At 72.5% G+C, this 14329-nt stretch carries 12 protein-coding genes; 3 read left to right on the top strand and 9 right to left on the bottom strand.

The features are described 5' to 3' along the window. Positions 1 to 350 precede the first annotated feature (350 nt). On the top strand, positions 351 to 1280 hold the full coding sequence (locus CRM73_RS14650; protein ID WP_109222145.1) for a LysR substrate-binding domain-containing protein: 930 nt from the start codon (positions 351 to 353) through the stop codon (positions 1278 to 1280). Between the two features lie 29 nt (positions 1281 to 1309). Here the strand turns inward: CRM73_RS14650 and CRM73_RS14645 are convergent, their stop codons facing one another. The 9 genes from CRM73_RS14645 to CRM73_RS14605 form a co-directional block, all read right to left on the bottom strand. Continuing rightward, positions 1310 to 2545, bottom strand: a complete 1236-nt coding sequence (locus CRM73_RS14645; RefSeq protein WP_208746236.1) for an acyl-CoA dehydrogenase family protein — start codon at positions 2543 to 2545, stop codon at positions 1310 to 1312. Continuing rightward, on the bottom strand, positions 2542 to 3999 hold the full coding sequence (locus tag CRM73_RS14640; RefSeq protein ID WP_144836618.1) for an MFS transporter: 1458 nt from the start codon (positions 3997 to 3999) through the stop codon (positions 2542 to 2544). Before CRM73_RS14640 ends, CRM73_RS14645 begins: the two co-directional genes overlap by 4 nt. Beyond that, complete coding sequence (locus CRM73_RS14635) at positions 3996 to 4442, bottom strand: thioesterase family protein (protein WP_115163233.1); 447 nt, start codon at positions 4440 to 4442, stop codon at positions 3996 to 3998. Before CRM73_RS14635 ends, CRM73_RS14640 begins: the two co-directional genes overlap by 4 nt. Beyond that, positions 4439 to 5653 (bottom strand): CoA transferase, encoded by a 1215-nt coding sequence (locus CRM73_RS14630; RefSeq protein WP_229588227.1) that lies wholly within the window; start codon positions 5651 to 5653, stop codon positions 4439 to 4441. Before CRM73_RS14630 ends, CRM73_RS14635 begins: the two co-directional genes overlap by 4 nt. Positions 5654 to 5687: 34 nt before the next feature. Further along, on the bottom strand, positions 5688 to 6569 hold the full coding sequence (locus CRM73_RS14625; RefSeq protein WP_017831816.1) for a 3-hydroxyacyl-CoA dehydrogenase family protein: 882 nt from the start codon (positions 6567 to 6569) through the stop codon (positions 5688 to 5690). Positions 6570 to 6637: 68 nt separating this feature from the next. Next, positions 6638 to 7492, bottom strand: a complete 855-nt coding sequence (locus CRM73_RS14620) for an enoyl-CoA hydratase/isomerase family protein (protein WP_017831815.1) — start codon at positions 7490 to 7492, stop codon at positions 6638 to 6640. A gap of 15 nt (positions 7493 to 7507) precedes the next feature. Continuing rightward, entirely contained in the window at positions 7508 to 9517 is a 2010-nt protein-coding gene (locus CRM73_RS14615) for a TRAP transporter permease (RefSeq protein ID WP_229588225.1), read from the bottom strand. After that, a complete protein-coding gene (locus tag CRM73_RS14610; RefSeq protein ID WP_031282157.1) occupies positions 9507 to 10664 on the bottom strand; it encodes a TAXI family TRAP transporter solute-binding subunit in 1158 nt (385 codons plus the stop codon). Before CRM73_RS14610 ends, CRM73_RS14615 begins: the two co-directional genes overlap by 11 nt. A 29-nt stretch (positions 10665 to 10693) precedes the next feature. Next, on the bottom strand, positions 10694 to 11497 hold the full coding sequence (locus CRM73_RS14605) for an enoyl-CoA hydratase/isomerase family protein (protein ID WP_095650652.1): 804 nt from the start codon (positions 11495 to 11497) through the stop codon (positions 10694 to 10696). Positions 11498 to 11686: 189 nt separating this feature from the next. Here CRM73_RS14605 and CRM73_RS14600 point away from each other — a divergent pair, with 189 nt between their 5' ends. After that, the gene (locus tag CRM73_RS14600) at positions 11687 to 12865 is read left to right on the top strand and encodes an acyl-CoA dehydrogenase family protein (RefSeq protein ID WP_017831811.1); all 1179 of its coding nucleotides are present in this window, start codon (positions 11687 to 11689) and stop codon (positions 12863 to 12865) included. Between the two features lie 155 nt (positions 12866 to 13020). After that, entirely contained in the window at positions 13021 to 14238 is a 1218-nt protein-coding gene (locus CRM73_RS14595) for an MFS transporter (protein WP_095650651.1), read from the top strand. Positions 14239 to 14329 lie beyond the last annotated feature (91 nt).

Genomic DNA, 14329 nt, shown 5'->3' with positions numbered 1-14329 from the left:
CCCGGGCGGCGTCCTCGGGGTCCGGCTCGGCGCGGAGGGGCTCGGGGCGGGCGGGGGCGGCAGCGGTGCCGCCGACCACCCGGAGGACCGGCCGCCGGGCGTGCGGCACCACGGGCGCGGGTCCTGGTCCGGCGTGCTCGGTCATGGGCTGCTCCTTGGGGGCGGGGCGAGCGGTTCAGCTCCGACGGTAGGAAGTGCGTGTTACTGCATCGGGCACGTCGTGTTTCCGGAGCATGACGATCCTCATAACGAGACGAAGCATGCCACGGACGGGCGGGCAAGCCCCACAAATGACAATTGCGACGCCGGCACTCCCGTGCTGCCCCTCGGGCACGACCTAGTCTGGCCGGATGGAAGTCCACAAGGCCCTGGCGTTCCTCGCCGTCGCGGAGGAGCTGCACTTCGGCCGCGCGGCAAAGCGCCTGCACATGGCGCAGCCGCCCCTCAGCCGCCTGATCCGGCAGCTGGAGTCCGAGCTGGGCGCCACCCTGTTCGAGCGCAACACCCGCCACGTGACCCTGACGCCGCAGGGCGAGGCCCTGCTCGAGCCGGCCCGGGAGCTGGTGATGCTCGCGCAGCGCATGAAGGACGTGGTCCGCAAGTCCCAGGCGGGCGAGACCGGGCGGGTGCGGCTCGGCTTCGCCGGGGCCTCGGTGAACCAGGCGGTGGGCGAACTGGCGCGCCAGGTCCGGCGCCGTCGCCCCGGGATCAGCCTGGAGCTCTACAGCTCGCAGTTCTCCTACCTGGGCCTGGAGAAGGTCCTGGACGACTCCCTCGACATCGTGATCGGCCGGTGGGACTTCCTGCCCGCGGAGATCAGCTCCCGGCTGGTCGCGCTCGAGGAGCTGCTCATCGCCCTCCCGGAGAGCCACCCGCTGGCCGACCGCGAGACGGTCGACGTCGAGGACCTCGCCGGGGAGGCGTGGATCGTGCTGCCCGGCGGGGCGGGGGCCACGCTGCCCAACCGGCTCAACACCCTGGCGATGAACGCGGGGTTCGTCCCGCGCATCGTCCAGGTGGCCCCGGACTCCTGGACGCTCGTGGTCCTCGTGGGCGCCGGGATGGGCATCTCCCTCATCCTCTCCAGCGTCCGGGACAACGTGCCGTCCCGGGGCGTGGTCTACAAGCCGCTGACGCAGGAGCAGAAGCCGGTCGAGGTCCGCCTCCTGTGGCGCCGCGGGGACGCCAACCCGGCGCTGCAGTCCGTCATCGAGATCTCCGAGACGGTGTTCCCCGCGCCCGGGGGCCCGCTGCCCGCCCCGGCGCCCGGCACTCCGTGACCCCCGCCCCCTCGCCGAGGGGGGGATGCTCAGCTGAAGGCCGAGATGCCGGTGATGTCCCGGCCCACGAGCAGCGCCTGGATGGAGTCGGTGCCCTCGTAGGTGGAGACCACCTCCATGTCCGTCATGTGCCGGACGACGTGGTTCTCGAGCAGCAGCCCGTTGCCGGCCAGGAGGTCCCGGGCCTCGTTGCAGATCCACTTGCCCTTCTGCGCCGTGGCCATCTTCACCATCGAGGCCTGCGCGTTGGACAGCTGACCGCGGTCGGCGAGCTCGGCCATGCGGTCGCAGAGCAGCTGCATGGTGGTGAGCTCGCTGAGCATGTTGGCCAGCCGCGACTGGACCAGCTGGTAGCCGCCGATGGCCCGGCCGAACTGCTGCCGTGTCGCGGCGTAGTCGGCGGCGATCTCGAAGGCCGCCATGCCGTGGCCGACCGCCTCCCACGCGGCGCCGCCGCGGGTGGCCTGCAGCACCCGGGAGACGTCCTTGAAGGACCGGCAGTTCTCGAGGCGATTGCCCGCCGGGACCCGCAGGCCCTCGAGCACGATGTCGGCCTGCTGGATCGCGCGCTTGCCGACCTTGCCGGTGATCACCTCGGGCCGGTACCCGGCCGGGTGGTTCCCGTCGTCGTCCTTCTCCACGACGAACGCGTTGACCTTCCCGTCCTCGGTGTTGCGGGCGAACAGGACGACGACGTCGGCCGCGTCCCCGTTGCCGATCCAGCGCTTGTGCCCGTCGATCACCCACTCCTCGCCCTCGCGGCGAGCGGAGGTCTCCAGGGCCACCGAGTCCGAGCCGTGCTCCGGCTCCGTGAGGGCGAAGGCCCCGGTCTTCTCCAGCCGCGCCATCGCCGGCAGCCAGCGCTGCTTCTGCTCCTCGGACCCCAGCATGTTCAGCGCCCCCATGCACAGGTTGCCGTGCACGCCCAGGAACGTGTTGATGCTGCCGTCGGCCCTCGCCATCTCCCGGGCCACCATCCCGGCGGCCTTGCGGGACATCCCCGGGCAGCCGTAGCCCTGGATGGTGGTGCCGATGATGCCCAGCTCCGCCAGGCCGGGCACCAGCTCCCAGGGGAACTCGGCGCGCTCCCAGTAGTCGTTGATCACGGGCAGCACGCGCTGCTGGGCGAACTCGCGGACCCGGTCCCGGATCGCGATCTCCTCGGGCGTCAGGTCGTCGTCCAGCCGGAAGTAGTCGGAGGTCGCGGCGCCCGCGCGGACGGCGGCCGGGGCCTCGGTCGAGGGGGCGCTGGAGATGGTGGTCATGGTCGGTCCTTTCGTCGGCGGGTCCCAGGACCCGCGGTGGTCGGAGTGGTCGGTGCCGCCGGGCGTTCCCGGCGGGTGGCCCGCAGGATCGCGAGCAGTCCCAGCGCGGTCAGGGCGACCGCGGGGAAGACGAGGAGCGAGGCGCCGGTGGCCCACGCCAGGGAGACCCCGGAGTAGCCCACGGCCATCGCGAGGAAGCGGACCATGTTGTGGATGCCGATCGCGGTCCCGGAGCCCCCGGCGGGCGAGAGCAGGAGCTCCGTGGCCGCCGCGCTCTGGGCAAAGGCGATGCCGGTCCCGGCGAGCACGAGCCCCAGGACCACCAGGGACACGATCACCCAGCGGGCCACGCCCAGACCGGACGAGACCATGGCCAGCGTGACCACCGGGGCGGCGACCACGAGGATCAGGACCCCACGGCCGAGCTGGACGCCGCTGCCGTGCCGGCGGCCCACCCGCGCCGCGACGGGTCCCGCCGCCGTCATGGCGAGCGCCAGGGTGAAGACCACGGCGCCGATCCGGGCCGGGCCCAGGTCCAGGTCCGAGGCGAGGAACAGGGGCACGGCCACGATGGCCACCGCCATGGACCCCATCGCCAGCCCCGCTCCGGCCGCGGCCGTGAGGTAGGCGGGGTCCCGCAGCAGGGCCGGGTCCAGCAGGGGCCGCGGGGCCGTCGCCCCGGACGCGGCCCGCCGGGCCCGGCGCCGGCAGAGGTGGGCGAACAGCCACCAGCCGAGCACCGCGCAGACCGCGCTCGCCGCCGCCCAGGACCAGGGGCCGGACTGCCCGGCCAGCACCACGGCCGCGGCCGTCGAGCCGCCGCCGAGGACGAGCCAGACCATCGCGGCCACGTGCATCGGCGGGCGCCGCCGCCCGATCCGGGGCATGAACGCCACCAGGAGGACCATCAGCACGAGCACCAGCCCGGCGTGCACCACGAAGACCCAGCGCCAGCTCAGCGCCTCGGTGAGGACGCCGCCGAAGGGCGGGCCCACGGCCTGGCCCACGCCGATGGCGGAGGCCCAGGCGCCCATGGTCTGCGCGGTCCGCTCCGGCCAGGTGGTGACCAGGGCCGCCTGCACGCAGGGCGGGATCGCGCTGCACGCCGCGCCCTGCACCATCCGGGCGAGCACGAGCGACTCCATGCCGGTCGCCGCGGCCGCCGTGAGCTCCGCGAGGACCATGACGCCCAGCGCCGAGATCAGGAAGGTCTTGACCCCGAGCCGGTCGCCGAGCCAGCCGGCGAGCGGGACGGCGGTGGCCATGGCCACCGTGAAGGCGCTCACGGCCAGCACCGACTGCTGGGCCGTCATGCCGAGGTCCGTCTGGATGACGTACAGCGGCGCGTTGATCACGTTCGAGGACATCGTGCCCATCGCCGTGGTGGCCAGCAGCGCCGGATAGGCGATCCGCCGCGCCCGCAGGGCGGGCCGGCCCCTCCGGAACGCGGTCATGCACGCACGGTCACGGAGTCCGGCTCCGGCTCCGGCTCCGGGACGACGACGCCCTCCAGGGCGGCCCGCACCGACGCCGGCAGCGGGGTGGAGCGGCCCGTGGCCGGGTCCTTCTGCACGAGCACCGTCCGGGCGCGGACCGCGACCTGCCCGTGCTGGACCAGCTCGTAGGCCACCGTGTAGGACGACCGGCCGAGGCGGCAGACCCAGACGCGTGCCGTGAGCTCGGGGCCGTGGTCGATGGAGCGCAGGTAGTCGAGCGCCAGGGAGACCACCACGCGCGGCCGGGCGGGGTCCGGGACGCCGTCCTCCCCCAGCCAGGAGGCGACCGCCGAGAGCCGCGCCTCCTCGATCAGGGTGACCACGCGGGCGTTGTTGACGTGCCGGTTCAGGTCCTGGTCGGACCAGCGCACGGGCAGCACGGTGGTGTGCACGGCGCTCACGACGCCTGCCGGACCGCGGGCTCCCCGCGCTCGAGCCACGCCAGGACGCGGTCCCGGTCGGCGTCGAGCAGCGGCGGGGCCTGCGTGTAGTCGACCGGGGTGCGGCTGAAGTCGACCGGGTGGCGGACCGTGGGGACCTCCCGGCCCCCCGCCCCGGCCAGCACCACCGGGTCCAGGCCGAGGTCCTCCGCGAACCGGACGCCCTCGTCCACCCCCAGGATCGGGGCACAGGGCACCTTGACCGCCTTGAGCAGCTCGAACCAGTCCTCGGCGTCCCGGGCGGCGAGCCGCTCGATCATCAGCCGGCGCAGCTCCACCCGGTTGGCGTTGCGCGCGGACACCGTGGCGAACCGCTCGTCCTCGGCGAGCTCGGGCGCGCCGAGGCACCGGCACAGCCGCGCGAACTGCCCGTTGTTGCCCACCGCGATGACCATGTCCTTGTCCCGGGTGGGGAAGGGCTCGTAGGGGTAGAGGCTCGGGTGCTCGTTGCCCATCCGGGTGGGGACGCTGCCGCCGGCAACGTAGGCGGCGGACTGGTTGACCAGCCCGGACAGCGCCGAGCTCAGCAGGTTCAGCTCCACGTGCTGGCCCGTCCCGGAGGACTGCCGCTCGTGGAACGCGCCCAGGATGCCGGTGGAGGCGTGCAGGCCCGTGATGACGTCGAAGAGGGCCACGCCGGCCCGGTACGGCTCGCCGTGCTGGCTGCCGGTGAGGCTCATCATCCCGGAGAGGGCCTGGGCCAGGAGGTCGTAGCCGGGCAGGTCGGCGCCGCCGGCGGTGCCGAAGCCGGTGATCGAGGCGTAGACGAGGTCCGGGCGCCAGGCGCTGACGCTCTCGTAGTCGAGGCCGTAGCGCACCAGGCCGCCGGGCTTGAAGTTCTCCACCAGGATGTCCGCCCGGGCGATGATCCGCTCCACGACCGCGAGCTGCTCGGGGTCCGAGAAGTCCAGGGCGATGGAGTGCTTGTTGCGGTTGACCGAGAGGAAGAACGTGCTCTCGCCGTCCCGGTGGGGCGGGACCCATGCGCGGGCGTCGTCCCCGGCGGTGCTCTCGATCTTGATGACGGTCGCGCCCATGTCCGCCAGCAGCATGGTGCAGTAGGGGCCGGCGAGCACGCGGCTGAGATCCGCCACCACCACCCCGGCGAGCGGGCCCGTGCCGGGGCGGCCGAAGATCTCCTGCAGGGCGTGGGCGTCCTCGAACTGGCTCATGTTCTCTCTTTTCGTCGTCGCGTCTCGTCCGGGCTCAGCCGGCGTACTCGTACCAGCCGCGGCCGGTCTTGCGGCCGTACCGGCCCTGCTCGTAGAGCTTCTCCACGGAGGGGTGCGGGAGGTCGTCGGGGTCCCCGCTCTGCTCGTGCTGGGCCAGCCGGATCAGGTAGGCCACGTCGATGCCGACCAGGTCCATGAGCTCGAACGGCCCCATGGGGTGGCCCAGGGCCGTCCGCGCGGCCACGTCGATGTCCTCGAAGCTCGCCACGCCGTCGGCCTCGAGGCGCAGCGCCTCGTCCCGCAGGGCCCCGAGGAGGCGGTTGGCCACGAAGCCGGGGACCTCGTGGTGGAGCCGCACGGGCTGCTTGCCGAGCCGGCGGGCGAGCTCCGTGGTGGTCTCCGCGGTGGCGTCGGAGGTCTGCGGGTTGCGCACCACCTCGACGCAGGCCATGACCAGCGCCGGGTTGAAGAAGTGCATGTTGCACACCCGGTCCGGGCGGCCGGTCGCGTCCGTGAGCAGGGACGAGGGGATGGTCGAGGAGTTGGTCGCGAGGATCGCGTGCTCGGGGGCGGCCTCGTCCAGGTCCGCGAACAGCTGCCGCTTGATGTCGAGGCGCTCCACGGCGGCCTCGAGCACGAAGTCGGTGCTGCGGGCCGCCTCGAGGGAGTCGGTGGTGTACGCCATCCGGGCGAGGGCGGCGTCGACATCCGCCCGGCTCCGGCTGCCCTTCTCGGCGAGCCGGCCGAGGCGGCGGTGCACCTCGTCCCGGGACCGTTCGAGGGCGGCGGGGTCGAGGTCGCTGGTGGTGACGGTGTAGCCGGCGAGGGCGAAGACCGCCCCGATCTGGGTGCCCATGGCACCGGATCCCACGACCAGGACGTCTCGGACGGCGTCGATGCTCGGCTGGGGGTTCATGTCTGCTCCTCGGAGGTTGTGGTGGGGCTCGTCGGTGGGGCCGCGGGGTTCGGGGCTGGGGCCGGTGGTCAGTCGTCGTCGCGGAAGCGGGCTGGGCGCTTCTCCAGGAAGGCGCTCGCACCCTCGGCCTTCTCGTCGGAGGCGTAGAGCAGGGACTGGGCCAGCCGCTCGAGCAGCAGCCCGGTGCGCTGGTCCGTCTCGGCGCCGTTGCGCACCACGAGCTTGGCCAGCCGCACCGCCAGGGGGCCCTTGGCGAGGATCGAGTCCGCGGTGGCGAGCGCCGCGTCCATCAGCTCGTCCGCCGGGACCACGCTGGTCACCAGGCCGATGCGCAGGGCCTCCTCCGCGTCGATGATCCGGCCGGTGAGGATCATCTCCTGGGCCCGGCCGAGCCCGACGAGCCGGGACAGCCGCTGGGTGCCGCCGGCGCCGGGCAGGATGCCGAGGTTGGTCTCGGGCAGTCCGAACCGGGCGCCGGCGGCCGCCACGCGGATGTCGCAGGACATCGCCAGCTCGTTGCCCCCGCCCAGCGCGAAGCCGTTGACCGCGGCGATCGTGGGCAGCTCGAGGTCCTGGATCCGGTCCCAGAGGCGCTGCATCCGGGCCCGCAGGCCGTCCCGCAGCGTGTAGCCGACCAGCTGGGAGATGTCCGCCCCGGCCACGAAGGCCTTCTCCCCCGCGCCGGTGAAGACGACGGCGCCGGCGTCCTCGCGCCGCTCCAGCGCGTCGAGCGCCGCCTCGATCCCGTCCAGCACCCCGACGTTCAGGGCGTTGCGCACCTCGGGGCGGTTCACGGTGACGACGGCGACCCTGCCCCTGAGCTCGGCCGTGACGGTGCCGGTCCCGGTGTCGAGGGCGGTGCTCGTGCTGTTGCCGGGCGTGGTGGTGGTGTCCGTGGTGGTGTCCGTGGTGGTGTCGGTCATGGCGGGTCCTTCCGGTCAGACGGTGGCGGTGGCGGGCGCAGGGGCCGGGGCGGGAGCGGCGTCGTCGTCCGTGGGTCCGGTCCGCACGGTGAGGAAGGTCAGCAGCACGCTCCCGGCCACGAGGACCAGGCCGGCGACGGCGCTGAGCGGCGTGGGCAGGAACAGCAGGAACCCGCCGACCGCGGCCGCGACCCGGAACAGGACGGGCATCCGGCGGTCGAAGCCGACCGTCCAGCCCTCGATGGCGGAGGCCAGGGCGTAGACGCCCACGATGCTCAGGGCGAAGGCCAGCAGGATCCGGCCGGGCGAGTCCTGGGCGACCAGCGCGGGGTTGAGGGCGAAGCCGAACGGGACGATGTACTTCACCGCGCCGAGCTTCATGGCCGCCACGCTGGTGGCCATGGCGGGAGCCTTGGCCAGGCCCGCCGCGGCGAAGGCGGCGAGACCCACCGGCGGGGTGATGTAGGAGACGGACGCCCAGTAGATGACGAACAGGTGCGCCGCGAGCGGGTTGACCCCGAGGTCGATGACCGCCGGGACCATGACGATCGCCAGGAACACGTAGGCCGCGGAGATCGTCATGCCCATGCCGAGGATGAAGCAGGTGACGGCGCCGGCGATGAGGATGAGGACCACGTTGTCACCGACCAGCGAGACCAGCTCGCGGGCCAGGGACAGGCTCACGCCCGTGGCGGTGAGACCGCCGACGATCAGGCCCACGCCGGCGATGATGCCGATGATGTTGCCCAGCGTCCGGCCGGACTCCACGAGGAAGTCGGCGAACTCCCGCAGCCCGAACTTCTGGCCCGGGCGCAGCACGGCCACGACCAGCAGCACCAGGATCACCCAGTACGGCACCTGGGTCTCGGAGTTCGTGAGGAACAGCAGCCCGGTCAGCAGGGCCAGGGCCAGGACGTAGGGCCAGCCCCGGACGAGCGTGGCGAGGGCCCGGGGCAGCTGGGCCACGGGCACGCCCTTGAGCCCCTTGCGGGCGGCGTAGCCGTCCACCTGCAGGTAGATGCCGAGGAAGTAGAGGACCGCGGGGATGGTCGCGGCCACCAGGATCTCCGTGTAGGGCACGCCCACGAAGGAGACCATGAGGAACGCCGCGGTGCCCATGATCGGCGGGGTGATGGACCCGCCGGAGGACGCCGTGGCCTCGATGCCGCCCGCGTAGGTGGGGCTGAACCCGGAGCGCTTCATGGCCGGGATGGTCATGGGCCCGGTGGTCAGGACGTTGGAGACGGCGCTGCCGCTCATCATGCCCATCGCGGCGCTGCTGGCCACGGACACCTTCGCCGCGCCGCCGCGGTACCGGCCGAAGATCGACATGGAGAGGTTGTGGAAGAAGTCCGCGCCGCCGGTGTGCTGCAGGGCCACCCCGAAGACCAGGAAGCCGATCAGGATGGTCGCCGCGGTCTGGATGGGCAGGCCCAGCACGCCCTCGGCGCCCATGATGTGCACCTGCGCCAGGGTCGGCAGGTCGTAGGTGACGCCCTGCAGGACGCCGATCGGCAGGTTCTCGGCGACCAGCGGGTACAGGGAGAAGAGCAGCGCGATGACCGTCACCGTCAGCCCGCCGGTGCGGCGCAGGGCCTCGAGCACCACGAGCCACAGCACGAACGCGGCGACCGTGGCGGTGGTGGGCGCCATGTACTCCCAGCCGAAGTCCTTGATCCGCGTCCCGTTGACCGCGAAATAGCCGCACACGGCCGCCGCGACGACCATGAGCAGGACGTCGAACCACTGGACCCGGCGCTCGCGGACCGGGGCGGTGCTGCCGCCGGATCCGTGCTCCTGCTGGGCCTCCACCTGCTGGGCGAGCGGGATCCTGCGCAGGGGGTTGACGATGAACACGACCGGCAGGAACACCGCCAGGATGAGGTACAGGTAGGAGTTGGTCAGCAGGGACAGCCCGCCCACGTTCCAGAAGAAGACCTGGTTCATGGCCAGCAGCACGCCCAGGACGGTCAGCACGATCACCACCGTCCGCCAGAACGGTGTCACCCGGGTCTCAGTTCGCATCGTCGGTCTCCTCGCCGTCCAGCTCGTCGGTCTTCCAGTCCGTCCAGTTCTGCTCGAGCTCCTCCGCGGAGGAGGAGGACTCGACGACGCCGGGCCAGGCCTCGCGCATCCGCTCGCCGCGCTCGATCAGCTCGTCGTTCTTCCGCTCCAGCTCCTCGGTCCACACGCCGCGCTCCTCGAAGTAGCGGACGGTGCCCTCGTGGAAGGGGACCACCAGCGGCTCCTTGAGCACGGCGTCGAAGGCGAACTGCTTCGTGTCCGGGGTGGTGCCCTCGTAGTGCTCGTAGTTCTCGACCATCGACTTCACGAGGTGGTAGACCTCGTCCGCGTCGCGGGAGCCCATCGTGGTCAGCGGGATCGTGTACTCGAGGACGCGGGCGCTCTCGCCCTCGTCCATCCCGGCGGCGTTCGTGACCTCGCCGACCGACACCATGGGCATGAGCTCCTCCCAGGTCTCGTAGCGGGCCGGGTCCGGGTCGTCGAAGCCCAGCCACTTGACGTCCGTGGAGGACGCGAGCTCGTCGATGTTGGAGCCGACCACGTTCTGGTACAGGGCGTCGATCTGGCCCGCCTCGAGACCGGCGATCTGCTCGCCGTAGGAGATGGGGACCTTCTGGACGTCCTCCCCGGTCAGGCCGCCGTAGTTGAGGAAGCCCTCCATCTTGTTGTTGATGGACGTGTTGGCGGTCAGCTCGGGGAACCGCTTGCCCTCGAGGTCCGCGAAGGAGTCGATGCCGCTGTCCTCGCGCACCAGCAGGCCGTAGTTGCCCAGCGGCGCCCACACCATGCGGATGTCCTGGGGGCCCCACTCCTCGCTGGCGTACTCGTAGTCGCCCTCGAAGGCGTAGTAGTACTCGTCCCCGGCCCGCGAGTAGTCCACGGTGCCGTTCACGAGGGGCGCCAGCCGGCCGATGCCGGTGTCGGCCGTCATCAGCCGCACCTGCACGCCCTCCTCGTTGGTGAGGGTGTTCGCGATGGCGGCGAGGTCGTTGTAGGTGCCGGTGCCCACGTTGTAGGTGGACCACACCAGCTGCTGCGGCAGGCCGTTGGGGCCCACCGGCTCGTCCCCCTCGGCGCTCGCGCAGCCGGTCAGCCCCAGCACCGCGACGGCGCCCAGAGCGGCGAGCCGTGACTTCGTTGTCCTCATGATGACCTTTCGACGTGCGGTGGGGGCGCTCAGCGCCCGGAGAAGGAGGGGACCCGCTTCTCGAAGAACGACTGCTTGCCCTCCAGGAAGTCGGCGGTGCCGAAGAGCGCGGGCTGGTGGTCCCGCTCGAAGTCCAGGGCCTCGCCGAGAGAGCCGGAGGCCTCGCGGATCCCCCGCTTCACGGCGGCGACGGCGAGCGGGGCCCGGCCGGCGAGCTCCGCGGCGCGGGCGACCGCGGCGCCGAGCACGTCCGGGTCCGGCAGCACGTGGTCGGCCAGCCCCGCGTCCAGGGCGGTGGCGGCGTCCACCGGGGCGGCCTCCAGCAGGATCCGCCGGGCGCGGGCCGCACCCGTGCGCTGGACCAGGGAGTGCACCAGCCCGCCGTCCGGGGCCAGGCCCAGGCGGGTGAACGGGAACAGGAACCGGGCGCTCTCGCCGGCCACCACCACGTCGCAGCAGCACACCAGGCCGACGGCCACGCCGGCGGCGGGCCCGGTCACCGCGGCCACGACCGGCTTCTCCAGCTGCGCGAGCTCCTGCACGAGCCCGGCCACCTCGGCCATCCGGGCGGCGGACTCGACCGGACCGGCGGGCGGCATGGAGGCGAGGTCGCCGCCGCCGCTGAAGCAGCCTCCCGCGCCGGTGAGCACCAGGGCGCCGATCCCGGGGTCCGCGGCGAGCTCCGCCAGGGCGGCCCGCAGCCGGGTGCGCAGCTCGGGGCCGAGCACGTTGCGGCGTCGTTCGTCGTCGAGCGTCAGCACGGCCACGGCACCGGTGCGCTCGATGCGCACCCGGGGCGGGACGTCGACGGCACGGGGGGACGATCGGGTCACAGGAGTCCTCCGAGGGGTGGATGGATGTCGTGCAGATCACATTCCCACGACCCACTGTGAAACTTCAAATACCTAATGTGCAGTTCAGTGATACCTAAAGCTCAAATATGTGGCGAACGGTGTTGCCCAGGTCACGCATGCGTCATCCTCGTCAGAGGCATCCGCGCACCCCGATCCCCAGGAGGACCCATGAACGCCGCCGCGACCGACCTGCTCGACGTCGAAGCAGACCTCAGCGCCGAGGAGCTCGAGACCCGGGACACCGTCCGCGAGTTCGTGGACCGGCGGATCCGGCCGAACATCGCCGGGTGGTTCGCCGACGCCGTCTTCCCGCAGGAGATCGTCCCGGAGATGGCGCAGCTCGGACTGCTCGGCATGCACATCCAGGGCTACGGGTGCGCCGGGAAGTCCGCGGTGCAGTACGGCATCGCGATGCAGGAGCTCGAGGCCGGGGACTCCGGCCTGCGCACGTTCGTCTCCGTGCAGGGCTCGCTGGCGATGTCCGCGATCGCCAAGCACGGCTCCGAGGAGCAGAAGCAGCGCTGGCTGCCCGGCATGGCCGCCGGCGAGATCATCGGGTGCTTCGGCCTCACCGAGCCCACCGCCGGCTCGGACCCCTCGACCATGGCGACCACCGCGGTGCGCGAGGGCGGCGAGTGGGTCCTCAACGGCGCCAAGCGCTGGATCGGGCTCGCCTCGATCGCCCACGTGGCCGTGATCTGGGCCAAGGCCGTCGACGAGAGCGGGCAGGAGCGCGTCCGCGGCTTCCTCGTGCCCACGGACACCCCCGGGTTCACCGCCACGCCGATCGAGCCGAAGCTGTCCATGCGCGCCTCCATCCAGTGCGACATCGCCCTCGAGGACGTCCGGCTGCCCGCCGACGCGATCCTGCCCGACAATCCCGGTCTGCGAGGACCGTTCTCGTGCCTCAACGAGGCCCGCTACGGGATCGTCTGGGGCGCCCTGGGCGCGGCCCGCGACAGCTTCGACGCCGCACTGGCCTACTCGCAGCAGCGCATCCAGTTCGACAAGCCGCTCGCCGCCTACCAGCTCTCGCAGGCGAAGCTGGTGAACATGGCCCTGGAGATCCAGAAGGGCCAGCTGCTGGCGCTGCGCATCGGGCGGCTCAAGGACGAGGGCCGCCTGGAGAACCACATGATCTCGGTGGGCAAGCTCAACAACTGCCGGATCGCGATCGAGGTGTGCCGGGAGGCGCGCACGATGCTCGGCGGCAACGGGGTCACCCTCGAGCACTCGCCGCTGCGCCACGCCAACAATCTGGAGTCCGTGCGCACCTACGAGGGCACCGACGAGGTGCACACCCTCATCCTGGGCCAGCAGCTGACCGGGCACTCCGCCTTCCGCTGAGCACGCGCCTGCCGGGCGGGCTGATGAAGATCACACCGGGAGGCATGGGAGACCGGGGCGAACGCGCGTAGCATCGAAAGCTGTCCCTCCCCTTTCCTTCGGGCTCGACGACGTGCTCGTTCCCCGTCCCTGCGCCCTCCCCGGAAGGACCCGCCGTGTCCGCACCCCGCACCGCCCTGCTCCAGGTGGTCAACGCCCCCGGTCCCGCCGGCACCCGCCTCGCCATCTTCGCCCTGGCGATGGGCGGCTTCGGGGTCGGCACCACCGAGTTCGCCTCGATGGGCCTGCTGCCGTTCATCGCCGAGGACTTCGGCGCCTCGATCCCTGCCGTCGGCCAGTCCATCTCCCTCTACGCCCTGGGCGTGGTGGTCGGGGCGCCGCTCATCACGTCCCTCGCCGCCCGGGTGGAGCGCAAGACCCTGCTGCTGGCGCTGATGCTCACGTTCGTGGTGGGCAATGGGCTCTCCGCCGCCGCGCCCTCCCTCGAGTGGCTCTACGTGGCCCGGTTCCTCGCCGGCCTGCCCCACGGCGCCTACTTCGGGGTCGCCGCGGTGGTGGCCTCCTCCCTGGTGGCCCGCGAGCGGCGCGGCACGGCCGTGGCCCGGGTGATGCTGGGGCTCACCATCGCGAACATCGTGGGCGTGCCCTTCGCCGCGGCCCTGGGCGGGGCTCTCGGCTGGCGCTCCGCCTATCTCCTGGTGGTGCTCCTGGGCGCCCTGACCATCGTCGCCCTGGCCCTGTGGGTGCCGCGCACCCGCAACGAGGGCATGGCCTCGGCCGCCCAGGAGATCCGCGCCCTGGCCCGGCCCCAGGTGGCCCTGACGCTGCTCGCCGGGGCGATCGGCTTCGGCGGCATGTTCGCGGTCTACACCTACATCTCCCCGACCCTGACCGAGCTCACCGGCCTCGACATCGGCACCGTGCCGTGGGTGCTGGCCGTGTTCGGCGTGGGCATGACCGTGGGCTCGCTGCTGGCCGGTCCGCTCATCGACCGCTCGATCGAGCGCACCGCCCTCGGCGCCGGCGCCGTGTCCGGCGTGGCCCTGGCGTTCTTCGCGCTGTTCGTCCACGTCCCCGTGGCTGCCGTCCTGGGCGCGCTGTGGATCGGCATCATGGGCTCGATCTTCACGACCTCGCTCCAGGTGCGCCTGCTGCGCGAGGCCAAGGACGCCCCGTCCCTGACCGCCGCGATGAACCACGCGGCGTTCAACCTGGCCAACGCCGTGGGCGCGTTCCTCGGCGGAGTGGTCATCTCCGCCGGCTGGGGCTACCGCTCCCCTGCCTGGGTGGGCGTCGGCCTGGCCGCGGCCGGACTGCTCATCCTGGGCTACGCCGCACTGCGGCGCCGCAGCGCCCCGGCCGGGACCCGGTAGCACCCGCCCGCCGGGCGGAGCGCTGGGCTCGGTCCGCACGGGCGCTGCTCGAGCCGCGTCGCCCAGCCCGGCGCTGCCCGGGCCGCACTGC

It is taken from the genome of Kocuria sp. CCUG 69068 (assembly GCF_020833785.1).
GTDB classification, from domain to species: Bacteria; Actinomycetota; Actinomycetes; order Actinomycetales; family Micrococcaceae; genus Kocuria; species Kocuria rosea.
Note: the sequence above shows the minus strand (reverse complement) of the source record. Positions and strands in the feature narration are given on the sequence as shown.

Excerpts from the sequence above, each read along its gene's own strand:
- CRM73_RS14640 (WP_144836618.1), bottom strand. The coding sequence starts at position 3,999 with ATGACCGCGTTCCGGAGGGGCCGGCCCGCCCTGCGGGCGCGGCGGATC.
- CRM73_RS14600 (WP_017831811.1), top strand. The coding sequence starts at position 11,687 with ATGAACGCCGCCGCGACCGACCTGCTCGACGTCGAAGCAGACCTCAGC.
- CRM73_RS14615 (WP_229588225.1), bottom strand. The coding sequence starts at position 9,517 with ATGCGAACTGAGACCCGGGTGACACCGTTCTGGCGGACGGTGGTGATC.
- CRM73_RS14610 (WP_031282157.1), bottom strand. The coding sequence starts at position 10,664 with ATGAGGACAACGAAGTCACGGCTCGCCGCTCTGGGCGCCGTCGCGGTG.
- CRM73_RS14645 (WP_208746236.1), bottom strand. The coding sequence starts at position 2,545 with ATGACCACCATCTCCAGCGCCCCCTCGACCGAGGCCCCGGCCGCCGTC.
- CRM73_RS14650 (WP_109222145.1), top strand. The coding sequence starts at position 351 with ATGGAAGTCCACAAGGCCCTGGCGTTCCTCGCCGTCGCGGAGGAGCTG.
- CRM73_RS14625 (WP_017831816.1), bottom strand. The coding sequence starts at position 6,569 with ATGAACCCCCAGCCGAGCATCGACGCCGTCCGAGACGTCCTGGTCGTG.
- CRM73_RS14620 (WP_017831815.1), bottom strand. The coding sequence starts at position 7,492 with ATGACCGACACCACCACGGACACCACCACGGACACCACCACCACGCCC.
- CRM73_RS14630 (WP_229588227.1), bottom strand. The coding sequence starts at position 5,653 with ATGAGCCAGTTCGAGGACGCCCACGCCCTGCAGGAGATCTTCGGCCGC.